We start from the raw sequence: 15,464 nt of genomic DNA on the forward strand, positions 1-15,464 counted from the left end.
ATGTCCACGCCAACCCATACCCGTATTCGCATGTTCAACACCAAGGAAACCTACCCGAACCAGAGCCTGGACAATGACCTGTGCCAGGCCGTGCGCGCCGGTAACACCGTCTATGTTCGCGGCCAGGTCGGGACCGATTTCGAAGGCAGGCTGGTCGGCCTGGGTGATCCGCGGGCGCAAGCCGAGCAGGCCATGCGTAACGTCAAGCAGCTGCTGGAAGAAGCTGGCAGTGACCTCAGCCACATTGTGAAAACCACCACCTACCTGATCGATCCGCGGTATCGCGAGCCGGTGTATCAGGAAGTGGGCAAGTGGCTCAAGGGGGTGTTTCCGATTTCGACCGGGTTGGTGGTGTCGGCGTTGGGGCAGCCGCAGTGGTTGATGGAGATTGATGTGATTGCGGTGATTCCGGAGTAAGCAGGATTACCGAGGCGCGGCCTTCGCGAGCAAGCCCGCTCCCACACTAGATCTCCAGTGGGCACCGATTAGTGTACGACGCAGATCAAATGTGGGAGCGGGCTTGCTCGCGAAGACGCCCGCCCAGACACCTCATTTGCCCAGGCAAACCAAGGAGCAAACCCCATGACCTTCTCCATCGCCGCCCGCTGCCCCGACACCGGCCAGTTCGGCATCGCCATCAGTTCCTCCAGCATCGCCGTCGGCGCCCGCTGCCCCTGGCTGCTGCCGGGTGTCGGTGCCGTCTCCACACAAAACATCACCCTGCCCTCCCTCGGCCCGGAAACCCTCGCCCTCATGGAACAAGGCCTGGCGCCCTTCGAGGCCCTCGACAAGGTCCTGACCCGCAACGGCTACAGCCAATACCGCCAGCTCACCGCCATCGACCACCTCGGCCGCACCGCCCACTTCAGCGGCAGCGAAACCCTGGGCAACCACAACGCCGTATCCGGCGAGCAATGCGTGGCCGCCGGCAACATGCTCGCGGACCGTGCAGTCATCGAAGCCATGGTCGAAGCGTTTGAACACGGCGAAGGTCAATTGGCCGACCGCTTGCTCGCCGCCATGAAAGCCGCCATTGCCGCCGGTGGCGAAGCCGGTCCGGTGCATTCGGCGGCGCTGGTGGTGGTCGGCGAACTGACCTGGCCGATCATCAACCTGCGGGTCGATTGGGTGGACGACAACCCAATCGGCCAGCTCGAGAAATTGTGGGACGCCTATCGCCCCCAGGTCCAGGACTACATCGACCGCGCCCTCGCCCCCGACAAATCCCCCGGCTACGGCGTCGCCGGAGACGACCGATGAGCAGCAGCCGCGATTTGCTGCAAACCCTGGTGGCGTTCGACACCACCAGCCGCGAATCCAACCTGCACCTCATCGAGTTCGTCCGCGACTACCTCGCAGGTTTCGACGTACCTTGCGAACTGGTTTACAACGAGCAGCGCAGCAAGGCCAACCTGTTCGCCACCATTGGCCCGGCAGATCGGCCGGGCATCGTGCTGTCGGGCCATACCGATGTGGTGCCCGTCGACGGCCAGCAGTGGACCGTTGCGCCGTTCGAACTCACCGAGCGCGACGGCAGGTTGTACGGACGCGGCACGGCGGACATGAAAGGCTACATCGCTTGCGTGCTGGCCCTGGTCCCGTCTTTGGTGAACGCCACGCTGCGGCTGCCGGTGCACATCGCGTTGTCCTACGATGAAGAAGTCGGCTGCCTTGGCGTGCGCTCGCTGCTGTCGGAGTTGGACAAGCGCCCCGTCAAACCGATGCTCTGCATCATTGGTGAACCGACCGAACTGAAACCGGTGCTCGGCCATAAGGGCAAACTGGCGATGCGCTGTGATATTCACGGTGCAGCCTGTCATTCCGCGTATGCCCCGCTTGGGGTCAATGCGATTGAATACGCCGCCGAACTGATCGGTGAACTGGGACGAATCGGCGACCGGCTCAAAGCGCCGGCGCATCACGACGCCCGCTTCGATCCACCGTTCAGCACCGTGCAAACCGGGGTGATTTCCGGGGGCAAAGCCTTGAACATCGTCCCCGCCGATTGCCGCTTCGACTTCGAAATCCGCGCCCTGCCCTCCCATGATCCGAATGAGGTAGCGCAGGAACTGAAGGCCTACGCGGAGCAGCAGGTATTACCGCGCATGCGTGCCGTGAGTGAGCAGAGTGAAATTCGCTTCAGCGAGTTGTCAGCGTATCCCGGTCTGGCGACGGATGCGCGCAGCGAAGCCGCTGAGTTGATTGCGGCATTTTCCGGTTCCCGGGAGTTTGGCACAGTGGCGTTCGGCACCGAGGGCGGTCTATTCGACGCCGCAGGCATTCCCACCGTCGTCTGCGGCCCTGGCAGCATGGATCAGGGCCACAAACCCGACGAATTCGTCAGCCTCGAACAACTCACCGCCTGCGACGCCATGCTGCAACGGATGCTGTTATTGATCAGCGAATAACAAAAATTTTGAACACCCAAAAATCCCTGTGGGAGCGAGCTTGCTCGCGAAGACGGACTAACATTCAACATCTTTGTTGACTGCCAATCCGCCATCGCGAGCAAGCTCGCTCCCACAGGTTTTGCACCCATCCAATGACTGGCATTCAGGCCCGTCCGCCCCCGCGTGGAGGCTGGAAAACCATCCATCCACCCACCCCCAAACGACCTACATTTTTTAACGTCTATACCAACAAACTTACTAATTTATCTCTTCCCGCCCACCGCACATCATCAACTCCAACAAGAAAAGCGTCGCCCACGCAACGCTCACCGAAGTACGTCCACGTACTCAAATTGCCTTGGAGTCCGTCATGGTTACCACAGCAACAACCTGCGCCCCACTGATCGAAAAACACACCATCGGCTACGTGCCGCCCGAAGATCGCCACGGCAAAACCCGCGACCTGTTCACCCTCTGGTTCGGCGGCAACATCGCCCCGCTGCCCATCGTCACCGGCGCCCTCGGCGTGCAGATGTTCCACCTCAACCTGGTCTGGGGCATCGTCGCCATCCTCGTCGGCCACCTGGTCGGCGGCGTGCTCATGGCCCTGCACTCGGCGCAAGGCCCGCAGATGGGCATCCCGCAAATGATCCAGAGCCGCGCCCAGTTCGGCTCCCTCGGCGCGCTGCTGGTGGTGCTGATCGCCGGCATCATGTACATCGGCTTCTTCGCCTCCAACATCGTCCTCGCCGGCAAATCCCTGCACGGCGTGGTCGACAGCGTGCCGGTGCCCGTGGGCATCGTCATCGGCGCCCTCGGTTCCGGCATCATCGGCATCATCGGCTACCGCTTCATCCACGTGCTCAACCGCATCGGCACCTGGGTCCTCGGCGCCGGCATCGTGCTCGGCTTCGGCTACATCTTCACCCACGTGCAGACCGCCGACTTCCTCACCCGCGGCAGCTTCAACATTTCCGGCTGGCTGGCCACCGTGTCCCTCGCCGCACTCTGGCAAATCGCCTTCGCCCCCTACGTCTCCGACTACTCGCGCTACCTGCCGGCCAACGTGCCCGTGGCCGCAACCTTCTGGACGACTTATCTCGGCACCGTGCTCGGCTCCAGCCTCTCGTTCATCTTCGGCGCCGTCGCCGTCCTCGCCACACCCGTGGGCATGGACACCATGGACGCCGTCAAACTCGCCACCGGCTCCATCGGTCCCTTGATGCTGGTGCTGTTCCTGCTCAGCGTCATCAGTCACAACGCCCTCAACCTCTACGGCGCCGTGCTGTCACTGATCACCCTGATCCAGACCTTCGCCTACCGCTGGATCCCCACCGCCAAAAGCCGCGCGATCCTCTCGATCATCATCCTCGCCGCCTGCTGCTTCGCCGCCGTCGGCGCCTCCGCCAACTTCATCGGCCACTTCGTCGACATGGTGCTGGTGCTGCTGGTGGTACTGGTGCCGTGGACCGCGATCAACCTGATCGACTTCTATGCGATTCACAAAGGCAAGTACGACATCAACTCGATTTTCAAGGTCGATGGCGGGATTTATGGACGGTACAACCCACAAGCACTGTTGGCCTACGCAATCGGCATCGTGGTGCAGATCCCCTTCATGAACACGCCGCTGTACGTCGGCCCGATCTCCGAACACATCAACGGCGCGGACTTGTCCTGGCTAGTAGGCCTGCTCATCACCTCCCCGCTCTACTACTGGCTAGCCAACCGCGACACCGCCTACAAACGCCGCCTCTCAACCGGAAAACTGGCCAACTCGATCTAACTAACCCCCCAATCCCCCTGTGGGAGCGGGCTTGCTCGCGAAGAGGCCCTGTCAGCCAAAATTGATTCAGCTGACAGCCCCCATCGCGAGCAACCCCGCTTACGTCTCACCCACAAAACCGCAAAATTTAATGAACCCTGCCCACCCCCACCCACCTAACGCAAAGACTATCTGGAGGGTGACCAATGCAAATCGAAACAATCTGGATCGTGCTGACAGCAATTCTTTTGCTGATCGAGCTATGGGCAATCAACAGAGTGCGCAAAGCCGAAGGCAAATCGAGCAACAAACTGTTGTGGATAGTGATGATCGTGTTCGTGCCGCTGATTGGGGTGGTGGCGTGGGCATTGGCGGGACCGAAACACACCGAACACAATCCCCATTCACCGCAGGCCAGACAATGATGGCGGATGGTCCGCGAAAACGATTTTGAAACTGCACAATTCAAAACGACAAAGCCCCGATGATTCGGGGCTTTGTTGTTTTTGGCTATCCCGTTCCGCACAGGGCTATTGGAAGCCGCTAAATTTGGATCTTGCCTTCCGAAAATCGTGTAGGAATTTACCCTTTGTGGCGAGGGGGCTTGCCCCCGTTGGGCAGCGAAGCTGCCCCAAACCCACCAAACTTTTAAACACCCCCACCCCCTGCAGCAGCTGGCAAAGCCTCCGTACGGCTTCGCAGCAGCAATTTCAGCACGTGGGGTCCGCCTGACACTAAACAACCGTTGAATTCACGACAGCTGATCAGCCATACACCGTCTTCGCCATCCACAACAGAACCCGAATTTACGTCCTACAACCCCGTTTGCAGGCACCAAAATCGACGCCTATATTCGACCCGTCGCTGACCGCAGTCAGCGATAGGGTTTCGCAGCCCTGAAGAAGACGACACACCGCTAAAGGACAACTGTGGCAAACTTTGCCGCCGTTACGTTTTATGGCGGCTGTGTGTGGGAGATCCTCGGATCTGCCGGTTTCGTCTCTTCTCCGGTCTGCGAACCCGCACATAGCTGCCACCCAATTGTTTCGCAGCAGAAAGGTGGCTTCATAAGCCTTTGAAGAGCTCATCCTTATGTCTACGAACAACCCGCCTCGCCGCTTCACTCCAATGTCCCAACTCGCCACGAGCTACCCCGTCCTCCTCATCGACAGCGACGCCCCACTCCGCGAACTTCACAACTGCGTCAGCGAACGCCTCAACGCGGTCCTCCAATATCTGCACCTCATGGCCTGCACCAGCCTCCCCAACTACGCCGAAAAAGACATCAACACCGTCACCAACATCGCCCGGATCATGGTCCAGGATGTGAGCGATTTGTTTCGGGTGATTGAGCAGCGCGGGTTTGATACTTCCAAAGGTCAGTGACCGAATCCCAATCAAAAAAACCCGCGTCGATGCGGGTTTTCGTTACCACATAACTCCTTACCTAGGTCAAACCTCGAGTACTTTGTGCACACCGGGACGGCCGACGACACGATGCTCACTGGAAGCGCGAGCTAAAAAGATCCTCGATACCCTGACAGGTAAATGACATGAGAGAAACTACATTCAATCCCGAGGATATGCCGATCCTCAACCTCGACACTTCTGGCTCAAGTCGTCACGAAGCTTCCCATTTTCTCGACAGCCCGGAAATAATGGCTGCTTACATTGCTGAAAGTATGAAGGCCGGTGACACGGCGCTGGTTCATGCACTGGGCGAAGTTTCAAAAGCTAAAGGGGTGAACAAAGTCGCCCAGGAAGCCGAGAGAGCCTTTACAAAGTGCGGATGTGAGCGATGTGTTGCGGGTGGTTGAGCAGCGTGGATTTGAAACTCCCCAGGAGTTGTGAGCAAATTTTAAGGATAAACGAAGTAAAGGACCGACTTTATATTCCCTATTCTTATAGTTAACTGTCAGAAATTACAGGTGCGCACGTTATTTTCCTGGTGAACAATCGAACTCCAGATCACTTGCTTAAGTTTTGGTCTAGTTCAAATGAAATAAAGTGTGACGCTAGGAAAATGTGGATTAATAAATCGAGACCTCCCATGTTAGCCATTGAAGAATTTCTAGGTGTTTGCCTTCGAGAAATTGAGCATGGCGATATCCATCTAGGCGTTACCTCGTTGTCAGAGGGGTTGACTGAATACCGTTTGAAGCTGTCTGACAGTGATTGGTCTACTCAGGTTCTGGCTGCCTGCAAGAACCACCCTCTGGCCACACTGCTCCAGGAAGACCCCTATACCCGCCGAGCCATTGAGAAACCCCGCGGCTATTCGGGCGATGCGGTAATGATGGACTACGTGTATTTTCAGAAGCCTCCCATCGATTGCAGTGAGCAAGGCAAACGAATTTTCTTGGCCGTAACGGCCAGCCCCAACGGTGCAAGTGTTCGCTGGAGACGTGAGCACATAGCCAGTCTGATTGACGCTGAGGCCCTGCGTCGAAGCAATTTCTCTGTACTGAGCGTTGCGTGCGGCCACTGCCGCGAGTACCTGTTGTTGAAAAGTGAAACCCGTAACAAGCTCAAGCGTTTTCTCGCCTTGGATCAAGACGCTGAAAGCATCAACGTTATCAGCGATAACTTGAACATCACACCACTATGCATGAGCGCTAAAAACCTCGCCGATGATCAGAGTTTACAAGGCTTTGACCTCGTCTACTCTGCTGGTTTGTTCGACTATCTCTCCGATAAGTCCGCCATTGCGCTGAGCAACATTCTCCTCGACCGAGCCGCCTCTGGAGGCACAGTTCTTATCGCCAATTTCACTCCAGATAATTGGGGGCGTGGGTACATGGATGCCTTCATGAATTGGCAGCTGATCCTGAGAACCAAAGATGACATGCGCAGGCTGATTCCGAACGCACGAGTAGCTAGCTCCTATCTTTACTATGATCCCTACCGCAATGTGATTTATCTCAAGATGACCAAAGCTTGATCACTAAGCGATCGAACTACGCCTGTAAGACGAGAACCAAGTGCCATTTCGTGACGGATCTATTTACTGAAGTAGATCCCCCGGCATTCAGCACACTGATCTGCCCATCAATAGTCAGCTCAACAGTGCCACGGGTAACGAGCCCATACTCCTCCCCTTCCGAATGCACAATCGGCTCTCCCCCCGAACTCGTCCCCGACGCGTACTGCTCGCGCAACAAGCACATCTGCGACTCGGTACCAAAGCGCCAATCATCGCCCAAGTCAGCAGCCAACATCCCATCGGCATAGGTTCTGCCGAAAGCTGCGATTTCTTGATCTTGACGTCCGAAAATCGTGTAGGAATTTACCCCTTGTGGCGAGGGAGCTTGCTCCCGCTGGGCGGCGAAGCCGACCCAATCCCTGCCCCCCATTTCCCTAGGCGCTCCGCACCACCCGGTTTGCTGCGATTCTAACGATGCCACCCCCGGAAAGTGGCAATCCGCCTTGCCAAAATGCCCGCCCAGGCGTCCTACAGCCCGGTTGTAGACTCCAAAATGGACGCCTATATTCGCACCGTCGCTGACATCTGTCGGCGATGGGGTTTCGCAGCCCTTAAGATACGTGTAGAACCCAGCACCATAATCTGAATGACGGTCGCAACAGCGCCCGGAATCCGCTTTATGGTGGCTGTGTGTGGGAGACCTTCGGGTCTGCCGGGTTCCTCGTATCCTCGGTCTGCGAACCCGCACACAGCTACCACCCAATTCGTTTCGCAGCGAACGGCAGTAGCTCTTCTTTCAGATACGAGGAAGATTTACTTATGATAATGAACAATCCGCCCCGCCGCTTCACCCCCATCTCTCAATTCGCCACTGACTACCCCGTCCTGCTCATTGACAGCGACGCCCCGCTCCGCGATCTCCACAACTGCGTCAGCGAACGCCTCAACGCCGTCCTCCAATACCTGCATCTGATGGCCTGCACCAGCCTCCCCGACTATGCCGAAAACGACATCAACACGTCACCAACATCGCCCGGATCATGGTCCAGGATGTGAGCGATGTATTTCGAGTGATTGAGCAGCGTGGGTTTGAGACACCCAGGGGGAACTCACCCGTTTTAAACCGCAGCTACACGCGTTGCTGCGGTTTTTTGTCACTTGAACACATGCCGTAATGGTCATTCGCTTTTCAGTGAACAGGATTCAAGGGATCGTTACAGATACCTTTCGGGCACAAGCAAAACCCATTTCCATATTGGAAAATCTGTCCCTGTGCCAAGTATTCAAGGCGTACACTACCGAGGAAGTTGATATGGACCTGATGACGTTCGAAAGCCCGGTTACTGCGGTATTATCCGGGCATGAAGCACCAGAGCGCTCGCTCAAGCGGAGAATCTCGATGACTGCAGAAACCAAAAAGCTTTCGGATGAGGAAATGGACGCGCTGGAGCGCCGGGTACCTGATCTCGCTGAAATAGCTACCAAAACGGCATACGCTCGCGCACTGTTGATGAGCGATAGCGTACTGCGTGTCGATTCTGGCGATTTGGTACGGATGTCACTTGACGGCAGCAAGACGGTTGTAGCCAAAGCAAAGCCGCGCCGAAAAGTCAAAGTAGGCGAGGTGATCACAGTGCGCCGTATCGAAGATCAAACGGCTGCTGGTCGTGCCTAGGTTTCGAATATTTGCGGGACCGAATGGGTCGGGCAAGAGCACCATCAAGGGAGAAATGGATCCCGCCCTTATCAAGACGTACCTGAATGCCGATGATCTCGAGAAGCAAGCAAAAGCTACCGGGTTCATCGACTTGGCTATCTTTGAAGTCACCACGACATTATCCGAGTTGCGCACGTTCCATGCCGAACACTATCTGATCAGAAACAGAGGGCTTAGCGGTCAAGCCGAGCAGATTGGATTGCTGGGCACCAAGGTTGACTACCGAAAAGTCGATGTCAATTCCTATCTGGCCTCCGTGATATCGGACTTCCTTCGCCAACGCCTGCTGGAAAAAGGCGTGAGTTTTACTTTCGAGACGGTTATGTCACATCGCAGCAAGGTCGACTTCATGAGAGAGGCCCAAGCTCGCGGTTATCGGGTATACCTTTACTTCGTTTCGACTGAAAACCCGGCAATCAACATAGACCGCGTAGAAATCAGAGTACGCGAAGGTGGACATCCCGTTGCACCTGAAAAAGTGCGCGAACGGTATTACAAGTCTCTGGGCCTTCTGCCGGACGCCATTGCAGTCAGCAACCGGGCGTACGTCTTCGATAACTCCGCCGACAGTACGGTTCTTCTGGCGGAGATTACCGATGGGGTAAGCCTTGAGTTTCGCACGGACGAAATTCCGGATTGGTTCTTCGAGTCTTATGTCGATAAAGTCGAAACTACTTAAGAACTTAGGAAACGAAGCACTCATGCAAAATGGGAAAAATAATGCCCATGTCTCGCGACCTGGGCATCGTTTTTCAACAGAACAACTAGTGGCCTATCGCGCAACAAACTAACAACCACGCGTCCCGCCACTATTGCCACCCTAACTACTGCCCCGATCCCTCTCGCCTTGGTTCCACCAGGCGCCAGCCGGTCCGTTGCAACGGCATCCCAGATCAGGCACACACCACCAATCGGCCCTCTCTCAACTCCAACCGCCTCTCACTGATCAATTGCCCAATTCTTTCTTCCAATAGCGCTGTGACCTTGGCAGTGGCGCGACCAAAGCCAAGCAGTCTAAGGGCACCAGAAATCGCATCGTCATGACTCATTGAAAATCCCGAGGTGATGATTTCTGTCAGGGCCTGGTCGAGCTCTTCAGGCGCGACCCACTCCAACTTGCGCTCGGAAGACTCCCAGTGCGCTCGGCTGCGGATGATAACGGGGCGATTATCGGCCAAATGAAGAAACTTGCCGCGACGCAAGAAGTGCCTCTGTTTAATGCCGATACCAATGGCTTGTTCAACAGCGGCAGTGATCCTTGACCCTTGCCGTGTCACCCCGAACGCATCCATGAGTCGTCGGGTGACCTCGACCGAATGCACTGGAGATTCAACATCAACGACTGTTCGGATCAGCTGCAGCAAGTGTTCAGGCTGATGTTGATGCAGTTCCACCTGGTTGGTTACCGCAGCGAGCCGCGCTTTCTCATAAGGCGCACTGGCGACCGGCTCGACTTCATCAACAGTGTCATCCCGGAGAATTTCATGCAGGGGCTCGATCAAAGTCTCTGCAACCTTGACGTTACGACGGTTGGCTATACGTTCGCGCGCCGCTTCGATCGCCGCCACTGTGCGGCTGATTTCCTGCTTGGGATCGCGGAACCAATCGGTACTCCAGATACGATGGAAATTCCATCCCAGGCCCTCAAGCACACCTTGGCGCAACCGATCACGATCACGCGCGGAACGCGAACTATGGTAGGCCGCGCCATCGCACTCAACAGCCAGAACGTAGCGGCCTGGGAACTCGGGGTCTTTCACGGCGAGGTCAATAAAGTATCCGGCAGTGCCGACTTGCGGTTCTACCTGGTAGCCAAGATCACGCAAGGCGCGGATAACCTCGTCCTCAAAGGGAGAATCTGTAGCCTTGCCAGTTTCTTTAGCAACTTCCAACTCGCCCGTTTCCGCGTATTTGAGGAAGTTTTTCAAGGCACGTACGCCGTGCTTGGCAGTGGCATCGATATCCAGCTCATCGCCACGGAAGTTACAAAACACACGCATCGCCAATTTGGCCCGGGTAATCAAAACGTTAAGCCGACGATGCCCGCCATCTTTATTGAGCGGACCAAATTCACGGGCGATACGGCCGGATTCATTTCGGCCATAACCAATGCTGATGAAGATCACGTCGCGCTCGTCTCCTTGAATGTTTTCAAGGTTTTTTACAAAGAACGGCTCGCTGCCCTGTGCGGTGAAAAACACTTCGGCCTGAGGTGTCTTACGCCGCAGTAACTCGACCTCAACGTTGATCAAATCTCGCTGTGGGACGCTGAACGCGGCAACGCCCAAGGACAGTTCCGGCGTCTCCAACGCATGTTTCATCACCGCTTGGGCGACTGCTTTGGCTTCATCCTTGTTGGTGCGAGTGCGACCACGGTCGTACAGTGCGTGTGGCAGATAATCGAAGCTCACACCCTTGGCGTGGAGATGCTGTCCAGCAGAGGGAAATACCACCAGCTTGCTGTCGTAGAACTCGACGTTGGAGACAGCGATAAGTGATTCGTGCCGGCTGCGGTAGTGCCAGCGCAGGTAGCGTTCCTGGCTACCCGCCGCCTTGAACAGACTGAGGATGCTTTCGATGTCTGCGGTGGCGTCGCTCTCGTCATCAGGGGCGATGTCGCGGCTGAACAAATCGCTGGGTGGCATCTGCCGTGTGTCACCCACAACCACCACTTGCTTGCCGCGCAATATCGCGCCAAACGCATCGACGGCCTTGACTTGAGAAGCTTCGTCAAACACCACTACGTCGAATGCCAGCTTGCCCGGAGGCAAAAAGTTGGCGATCGACATAGGGCTCATCATGAATACCGGCTTGATTTGCTGAAAAGCCCGACCAGCCTTGTCGATCAGCTGGCGAATAGGAATATGCCGGCGCTTCTTGTTCAGCTCTGCACGCAACGTTGCCATTTCACCCGGTTGGTTCACGTTGGGCATGTGCTCCCATACCTGGCGCGCCAGATAGGTTTGAGCATGGTTCAACGACGCAGCATCAAGTGCCTTGAATCTGGCGATCTGATTTTCGTGCTTGATGCGATCAAATTGCTGTAGCGCTGGTTTTTCGGCGTAGGCCTTTTGCACAAGCCCCGAATACCAGGAAAAGTCGAGGATGGCGGGAATTTGATCGGGCGTTTCACTGCGCAGGGCGATGTTCAACAACTCGTCCAGGTGAGCCTGATGCATTTCGCCCGACAGCACATTGAGACGGGCCATTTGGTAAAGTTCGCTCAGGCTGGCCTGCCACAGCTGCAAGCGCTTGCCCAAGGCCGACAGATCCAGGTTGCGCAGCGTTTGGGCGTGGTCATCCTGCATACCGATGACTTCCAGACCAACCCGTAATGCCTGATCAAGGCCAGCGAGATGTGCCTCGATGTCGCTGACCGCTTCCCCAAGCCCACTGGCGTCCGTGTGTCCGGCGAGAAACGCAATGATCCCTTGTGGTACATGGCCATTACCGAGGTCTTCGTGGAGCTGGACTACCCAGGCGCTGACGCGCTCGAGTACCGCCCAGTCGGACTGCTGACGCTGCCATTGAGCACCGAACAGGGCACTGCCCAGCCCCTCGTGTCGGTCATAAACCTTCTGGCTTTGTTGATAGGCCAGAACCGAATCGACCAGACTGAGTTGTTCAGCATTGCTGCCAGGCAGCACACCCTGTGCAAGCCCCTGCAAGCGAGCCTTTGAAGCGCGATAGCGCCCCGAAAACACCTTCCACCATTTGTCACCGTAGGCCAGCAGATTCTGCCGCACTTCCAACAGATCCTGCTCCCACGCGGCCTCGATCAACTGAGTACCGTGGCTGGCTTTGCACAGGCTCATGCGCTGGCCGGCATCCAGCAATTCACGAATGGCATCGCGGCGCAGCTGCCAGTCGCCAGTACTCAGCTCAACACCTTGCAAACCAGGCGCATCGACCGCCCGCCTTGCGGCGCGGCAAATGACAGCAACGTCAGCGAGAGTGGCTGGCTGAGTCAGCATCATTCGAATCGACAGGGCCTTGGCCGCAGCGTCCAAAGCGGCCAAGTGCGCACTTGCCTGTTGCAATGCATCGTTCGCATTGTTCAGTTCAATGGGTGAGAAATAAGTTCGTGTGCTTCCCCAGAACGGACTTTGGTCCGGGCGGCCCATTTCCTTGAGATGAAGCGTTAATTCTTCGACCAGTTCGCGGCGTTTCAGCTGATCAGCCTGGGTCCATGACGCCATTGGCGCAAACGCAATCGTAGGCAACACACCGTAGTTGTGCTTGAGTTTGAGGTATCGCCCCAGCACCTCGACAAAGTCCATGCCGCTGGTACCCACAGGCGCACTCACTGCAGAGCAATAACGGTTCAAGTTACCTTGCAGTTGCGCCAGGTTGGCCAGATCGTCCTCGCCGGCCTTAGTTAATGGCCGGCCTTGTTCAAGTGTACGCCCCAGCTCTTTGAGCACCGACGTCCTGGTCGACTTGTGGCTGTGCAACTCAAGCACTGCGTCACCCAAGTGACATTCATCGAGTCGACGCTTGACGACTTCAAGGGCAGCCATTTTTTCGGCCACGAACAACACTGTTTTTTTCTGGGCAATCAGTTCCGCGATGATGTTGGTGATGGTCTGCGACTTACCGGTACCCGGCGGCCCCTGGATAACCAGGTTGGCGCCCTCTCGCACTTCGAGAATCGCTTCCGTCTGGCTACTGTCTGCATCTTTGACGAATCGCACTTCCCCTGGTTGGAGCACCGAGTCGATGTTCACATCTTCGGCATAGGCAGGATGCTGGTCACCGAAGCCAGGCCCCAGGAGCCGGTTGATGACGGGGTGGGCGTCAGGCTGCTGGTCTTGCGGCCAGCTCTTCGGGTCCAGATCCTTGAACATCAGGAACTTGCCGAAGGAAAAGAACCCGAGGGCAGCCTCGTTTGTTGAAACCTTCCAGCGGGGTTGCTTGCTTATCAGGTCCGTGACTTCGGTATAAAAGCTGTCGAGACTGCCCTGCGTAGCGTCGAAGCGATCCTCACTGAACTCACAGGCCGCAAGGTCCAGACCAAAATCAGTCTTGAGCTTGGCGATCAAAGACAAGTTAGGCATTAACTCGTCGCCGGAATACTTCAGCTTGAAGGCGTCCTTTGCGCCGCTGCGTTCGAGGGTCACCGGCAATAACATCAAGGGAGCCTTGCGAAGGGTCTCTGAGCTGTCCGCCTCGTACCAATGAAGGAAGCCCAATGCCAGAAACAGGGTATTGACGCCTTGCTCTTCGATAAAGGCTCTCGCCTCACTGTGAATTCTCAGCAGCTGCAGGAACAGGCGTTCCTCATCCAGTGCTGTCTGCAGGCGCGTATCCGTATGCCGACGCGCTCGACCAGACTCGTCCAGCTCATCATCGACAAAACCCGATTCACCCAGGGCGTCGAGTTCATGCAACAGCAGTTCCTCAGTCGCAGCGTCCTGAGCGTCTTCCCCCTCGACCTGAGTGTTTTTCGCCAACGCAGCCAACTTCTGGCGTGCCATTGGCGAAAAACTCATGGCCTTCTCCTGCCGATAAAGCAGGTGGAACACCGACTCTGAAAGCTCATCCACCACAGCCAATGTCTTGGCTGAGGCTCGGAAGTTCAGCATGGTGTTGCGAAGGCCGATATCGAGCAGTTCCTTGCGGCTACCCTGCAGTTTTTGACTGATCCCTGAACTCATGAGGACTCTCTTGAAACGTGGTAGAGGCTGGAAACGATGGAAAACAGATTATCGTGGGTTACCGGCAGACGCTCGGATCACGAACATCGCCACTACAACGGACTACTGGTGACTGTAGGGGAAACGCTGAAGTATTTTACTGATTAGAAGTTTGCTGGCGTATTCGCACTAATAATCTCCGCCTCATCCGCCCCAATATTGCGAAACCGATGCGCCAGCGTCGTCGGAAAGTAGTACCCATCCCCGGCATTGAGCACACTAATTTGCCCATCCACCGTCAGCTCAACTGTGCCACGGGTAACCAGCCCACACTCCTCTCCTTCCGAGTGCACAATCGGCTCTTCCCCCGAACTCGCCCCAGGCGCGTATTGCTCACGCAACAAGCGCATCTGCCGGCTCGGCACCGAAGCGCCAATCAGCAGCAACCGCAATCCATGACGCCCAAGGTCCGGCTGTTCATTGGCGCGGAAGACGTATTGATGTTCACGGGGCGGTTGGTCGAAGGTGAAGAAGTCCGCCAGAGACATCGGTATGCCTTCGAGCAGTTTTTTCAGGGAGCTGACGGAGGGACTGACGCGATTCTGTTCGATCAGGGAGATGGTGGCATTGGTGACGCCGCTACGCCGGGCCAGCTCGCGCTGGGAGAGTTTGTAGCTTTCGCGTACTAGTTTGAGTCGTGAGCCCGTGTCCATGACAGCCTTATGCGAAGAAATACTTAAGGGTTATGGGGGTGGATGGCGGGCGACTTTTGGCCGCGAAGGTACCGCTTCCCTGTCCCGGAAATGTGAAAGGCGGGTATTAAATCACGTTTGGGGGGGTTGCTGTAGGAGCAAGGTTGCTTGCGGTGGCGGGCGGGTTGGGTGAGGTTGGTGGGTGGTGACTGATCTGGCGCTTTCGCTGCGAGCCAGCGGCTACGGGGGGGGGCGGCGGGTATTGGCATGTTGTGATGGCGGTGCCTGGCAAGGTTGGTGGTGACTGATCTGGCGCTTTCGCTGGCCAGCTCCTACAGGGG

At 56.7% G+C, this 15,464-nt stretch carries 11 protein-coding genes and 3 pseudogenes; 11 read left to right on the forward strand and 3 right to left on the reverse strand.

The annotated features are described in order from the left end of the window. The 8 genes and pseudogenes from F8N80_RS24120 (at nt 1) to F8N80_RS24160 (ending at nt 7,096) form a co-directional block, all read left to right on the forward strand. Nucleotides 1–417: a RidA family protein gene (locus tag F8N80_RS24120; protein WP_017338215.1), complete on the forward strand. Its 417-nt coding sequence runs from the start codon at nt 1–3 to the stop codon at nt 415–417. Between the two features lie 165 nt (nt 418–582). Continuing rightward, a complete protein-coding gene (locus F8N80_RS24125) occupies nt 583–1,260 on the forward strand; it encodes a DUF1028 domain-containing protein (protein ID WP_150747394.1) in 678 nt (225 codons plus the stop codon). Next, entirely contained in the window at nt 1,257–2,408 is a 1,152-nt protein-coding gene (gene argE, locus F8N80_RS24130) for an acetylornithine deacetylase (protein WP_150784839.1), read from the forward strand. Before F8N80_RS24125 ends, argE begins: the two co-directional genes overlap by 4 nt. A gap of 352 nt (nt 2,409–2,760) precedes the next feature. Beyond that, nucleotides 2,761–4,176, forward strand: coding sequence for a purine-cytosine permease family protein (locus F8N80_RS24140; protein ID WP_150747392.1), 1,416 nt, complete (start codon nt 2,761–2,763; stop codon nt 4,174–4,176). 185 nt (nt 4,177–4,361) lie between these two features. Next, on the forward strand, nt 4,362–4,580 hold the full coding sequence (locus F8N80_RS24145; protein WP_150784840.1) for a PLD nuclease N-terminal domain-containing protein: 219 nt from the start codon (nt 4,362–4,364) through the stop codon (nt 4,578–4,580). 667 nt (nt 4,581–5,247) lie between these two features. Next, entirely contained in the window at nt 5,248–5,541 is a 294-nt protein-coding gene (locus tag F8N80_RS24150; protein ID WP_150784841.1) for a fructose-bisphosphate aldolase, read from the forward strand. Nucleotides 5,542–5,708: 167 nt separating this feature from the next. Then, nucleotides 5,709–5,921: pseudogene (locus tag F8N80_RS24155) on the forward strand (helix-turn-helix domain-containing transcriptional regulator); the annotation flags it as partial. 284 nt (nt 5,922–6,205) lie between these two features. Beyond that, the gene (locus F8N80_RS24160; RefSeq protein WP_150747389.1) at nt 6,206–7,096 is read left to right on the forward strand and encodes a class I SAM-dependent methyltransferase; all 891 of its coding nucleotides are present in this window, start codon (nt 6,206–6,208) and stop codon (nt 7,094–7,096) included. A gap of 79 nt (nt 7,097–7,175) precedes the next feature. Here F8N80_RS24160 and F8N80_RS24165 read toward each other — a convergent pair. Further along, nucleotides 7,176–7,351 (reverse strand): annotated as a pseudogene (locus F8N80_RS24165) (cupin domain-containing protein); the annotation flags it as partial. 546 nt (nt 7,352–7,897) lie between these two features. Here F8N80_RS24165 and F8N80_RS24175 point away from each other — a divergent pair. The 3 genes and pseudogenes from F8N80_RS24175 to F8N80_RS24185 form a co-directional block, all read left to right on the forward strand. After that, a pseudogene (locus F8N80_RS24175) lies at nt 7,898–8,184 on the forward strand (fructose-bisphosphate aldolase); the annotation flags it as partial. Between the two features lie 206 nt (nt 8,185–8,390). Beyond that, nucleotides 8,391–8,753, forward strand: a complete 363-nt coding sequence (locus tag F8N80_RS24180; RefSeq protein ID WP_224790755.1) for a hypothetical protein — start codon at nt 8,391–8,393, stop codon at nt 8,751–8,753. Beyond that, nucleotides 8,740–9,474: a zeta toxin family protein gene (locus F8N80_RS24185; protein WP_150747387.1), complete on the forward strand. Its 735-nt coding sequence runs from the start codon at nt 8,740–8,742 to the stop codon at nt 9,472–9,474. The genes F8N80_RS24180 and F8N80_RS24185 overlap by 14 nt, the downstream gene beginning before the upstream one ends. Nucleotides 9,475–9,688: 214 nt before the next feature. On the opposite strand, the gene F8N80_RS24190 is transcribed toward F8N80_RS24185, so the two are convergent. Beyond that, nucleotides 9,689–14,452: a DUF3320 domain-containing protein gene (locus tag F8N80_RS24190; RefSeq protein WP_150784843.1), complete on the reverse strand. Its 4,764-nt coding sequence runs from the start codon at nt 14,450–14,452 to the stop codon at nt 9,689–9,691. Nucleotides 14,453–14,595: 143 nt separating this feature from the next. Continuing rightward, on the reverse strand, nt 14,596–15,144 hold the full coding sequence (locus F8N80_RS24195; RefSeq protein ID WP_150747385.1) for a cupin domain-containing protein: 549 nt from the start codon (nt 15,142–15,144) through the stop codon (nt 14,596–14,598). Nucleotides 15,145–15,464 lie beyond the last annotated feature (320 nt).

It is taken from the genome of Pseudomonas fluorescens (genome assembly GCF_902497995.1).
Classification (GTDB): Bacteria; Pseudomonadota; Gammaproteobacteria; order Pseudomonadales; family Pseudomonadaceae; genus Aquipseudomonas; species Aquipseudomonas fluorescens_BK.

Excerpts from the sequence above, each read along its gene's own strand:
- F8N80_RS24120 (WP_017338215.1), top strand. The coding sequence starts at position 1 with ATGTCCACGCCAACCCATACCCGTATTCGCATGTTCAACACCAAGGAA.
- F8N80_RS24125 (WP_150747394.1), top strand. The coding sequence starts at position 583 with ATGACCTTCTCCATCGCCGCCCGCTGCCCCGACACCGGCCAGTTCGGC.
- argE (WP_150784839.1), top strand. The coding sequence starts at position 1,257 with ATGAGCAGCAGCCGCGATTTGCTGCAAACCCTGGTGGCGTTCGACACC.
- F8N80_RS24140 (WP_150747392.1), top strand. The coding sequence starts at position 2,761 with ATGGTTACCACAGCAACAACCTGCGCCCCACTGATCGAAAAACACACC.
- F8N80_RS24145 (WP_150784840.1), top strand. The coding sequence starts at position 4,362 with ATGCAAATCGAAACAATCTGGATCGTGCTGACAGCAATTCTTTTGCTG.
- F8N80_RS24150 (WP_150784841.1), top strand. The coding sequence starts at position 5,248 with ATGTCTACGAACAACCCGCCTCGCCGCTTCACTCCAATGTCCCAACTC.
- F8N80_RS24160 (WP_150747389.1), top strand. The coding sequence starts at position 6,206 with ATGTTAGCCATTGAAGAATTTCTAGGTGTTTGCCTTCGAGAAATTGAG.
- F8N80_RS24180 (WP_224790755.1), top strand. The coding sequence starts at position 8,391 with ATGGACCTGATGACGTTCGAAAGCCCGGTTACTGCGGTATTATCCGGG.
- F8N80_RS24190 (WP_150784843.1), bottom strand. The coding sequence starts at position 14,452 with ATGAGTTCAGGGATCAGTCAAAAACTGCAGGGTAGCCGCAAGGAACTG.
- F8N80_RS24195 (WP_150747385.1), bottom strand. The coding sequence starts at position 15,144 with ATGGACACGGGCTCACGACTCAAACTAGTACGCGAAAGCTACAAACTC.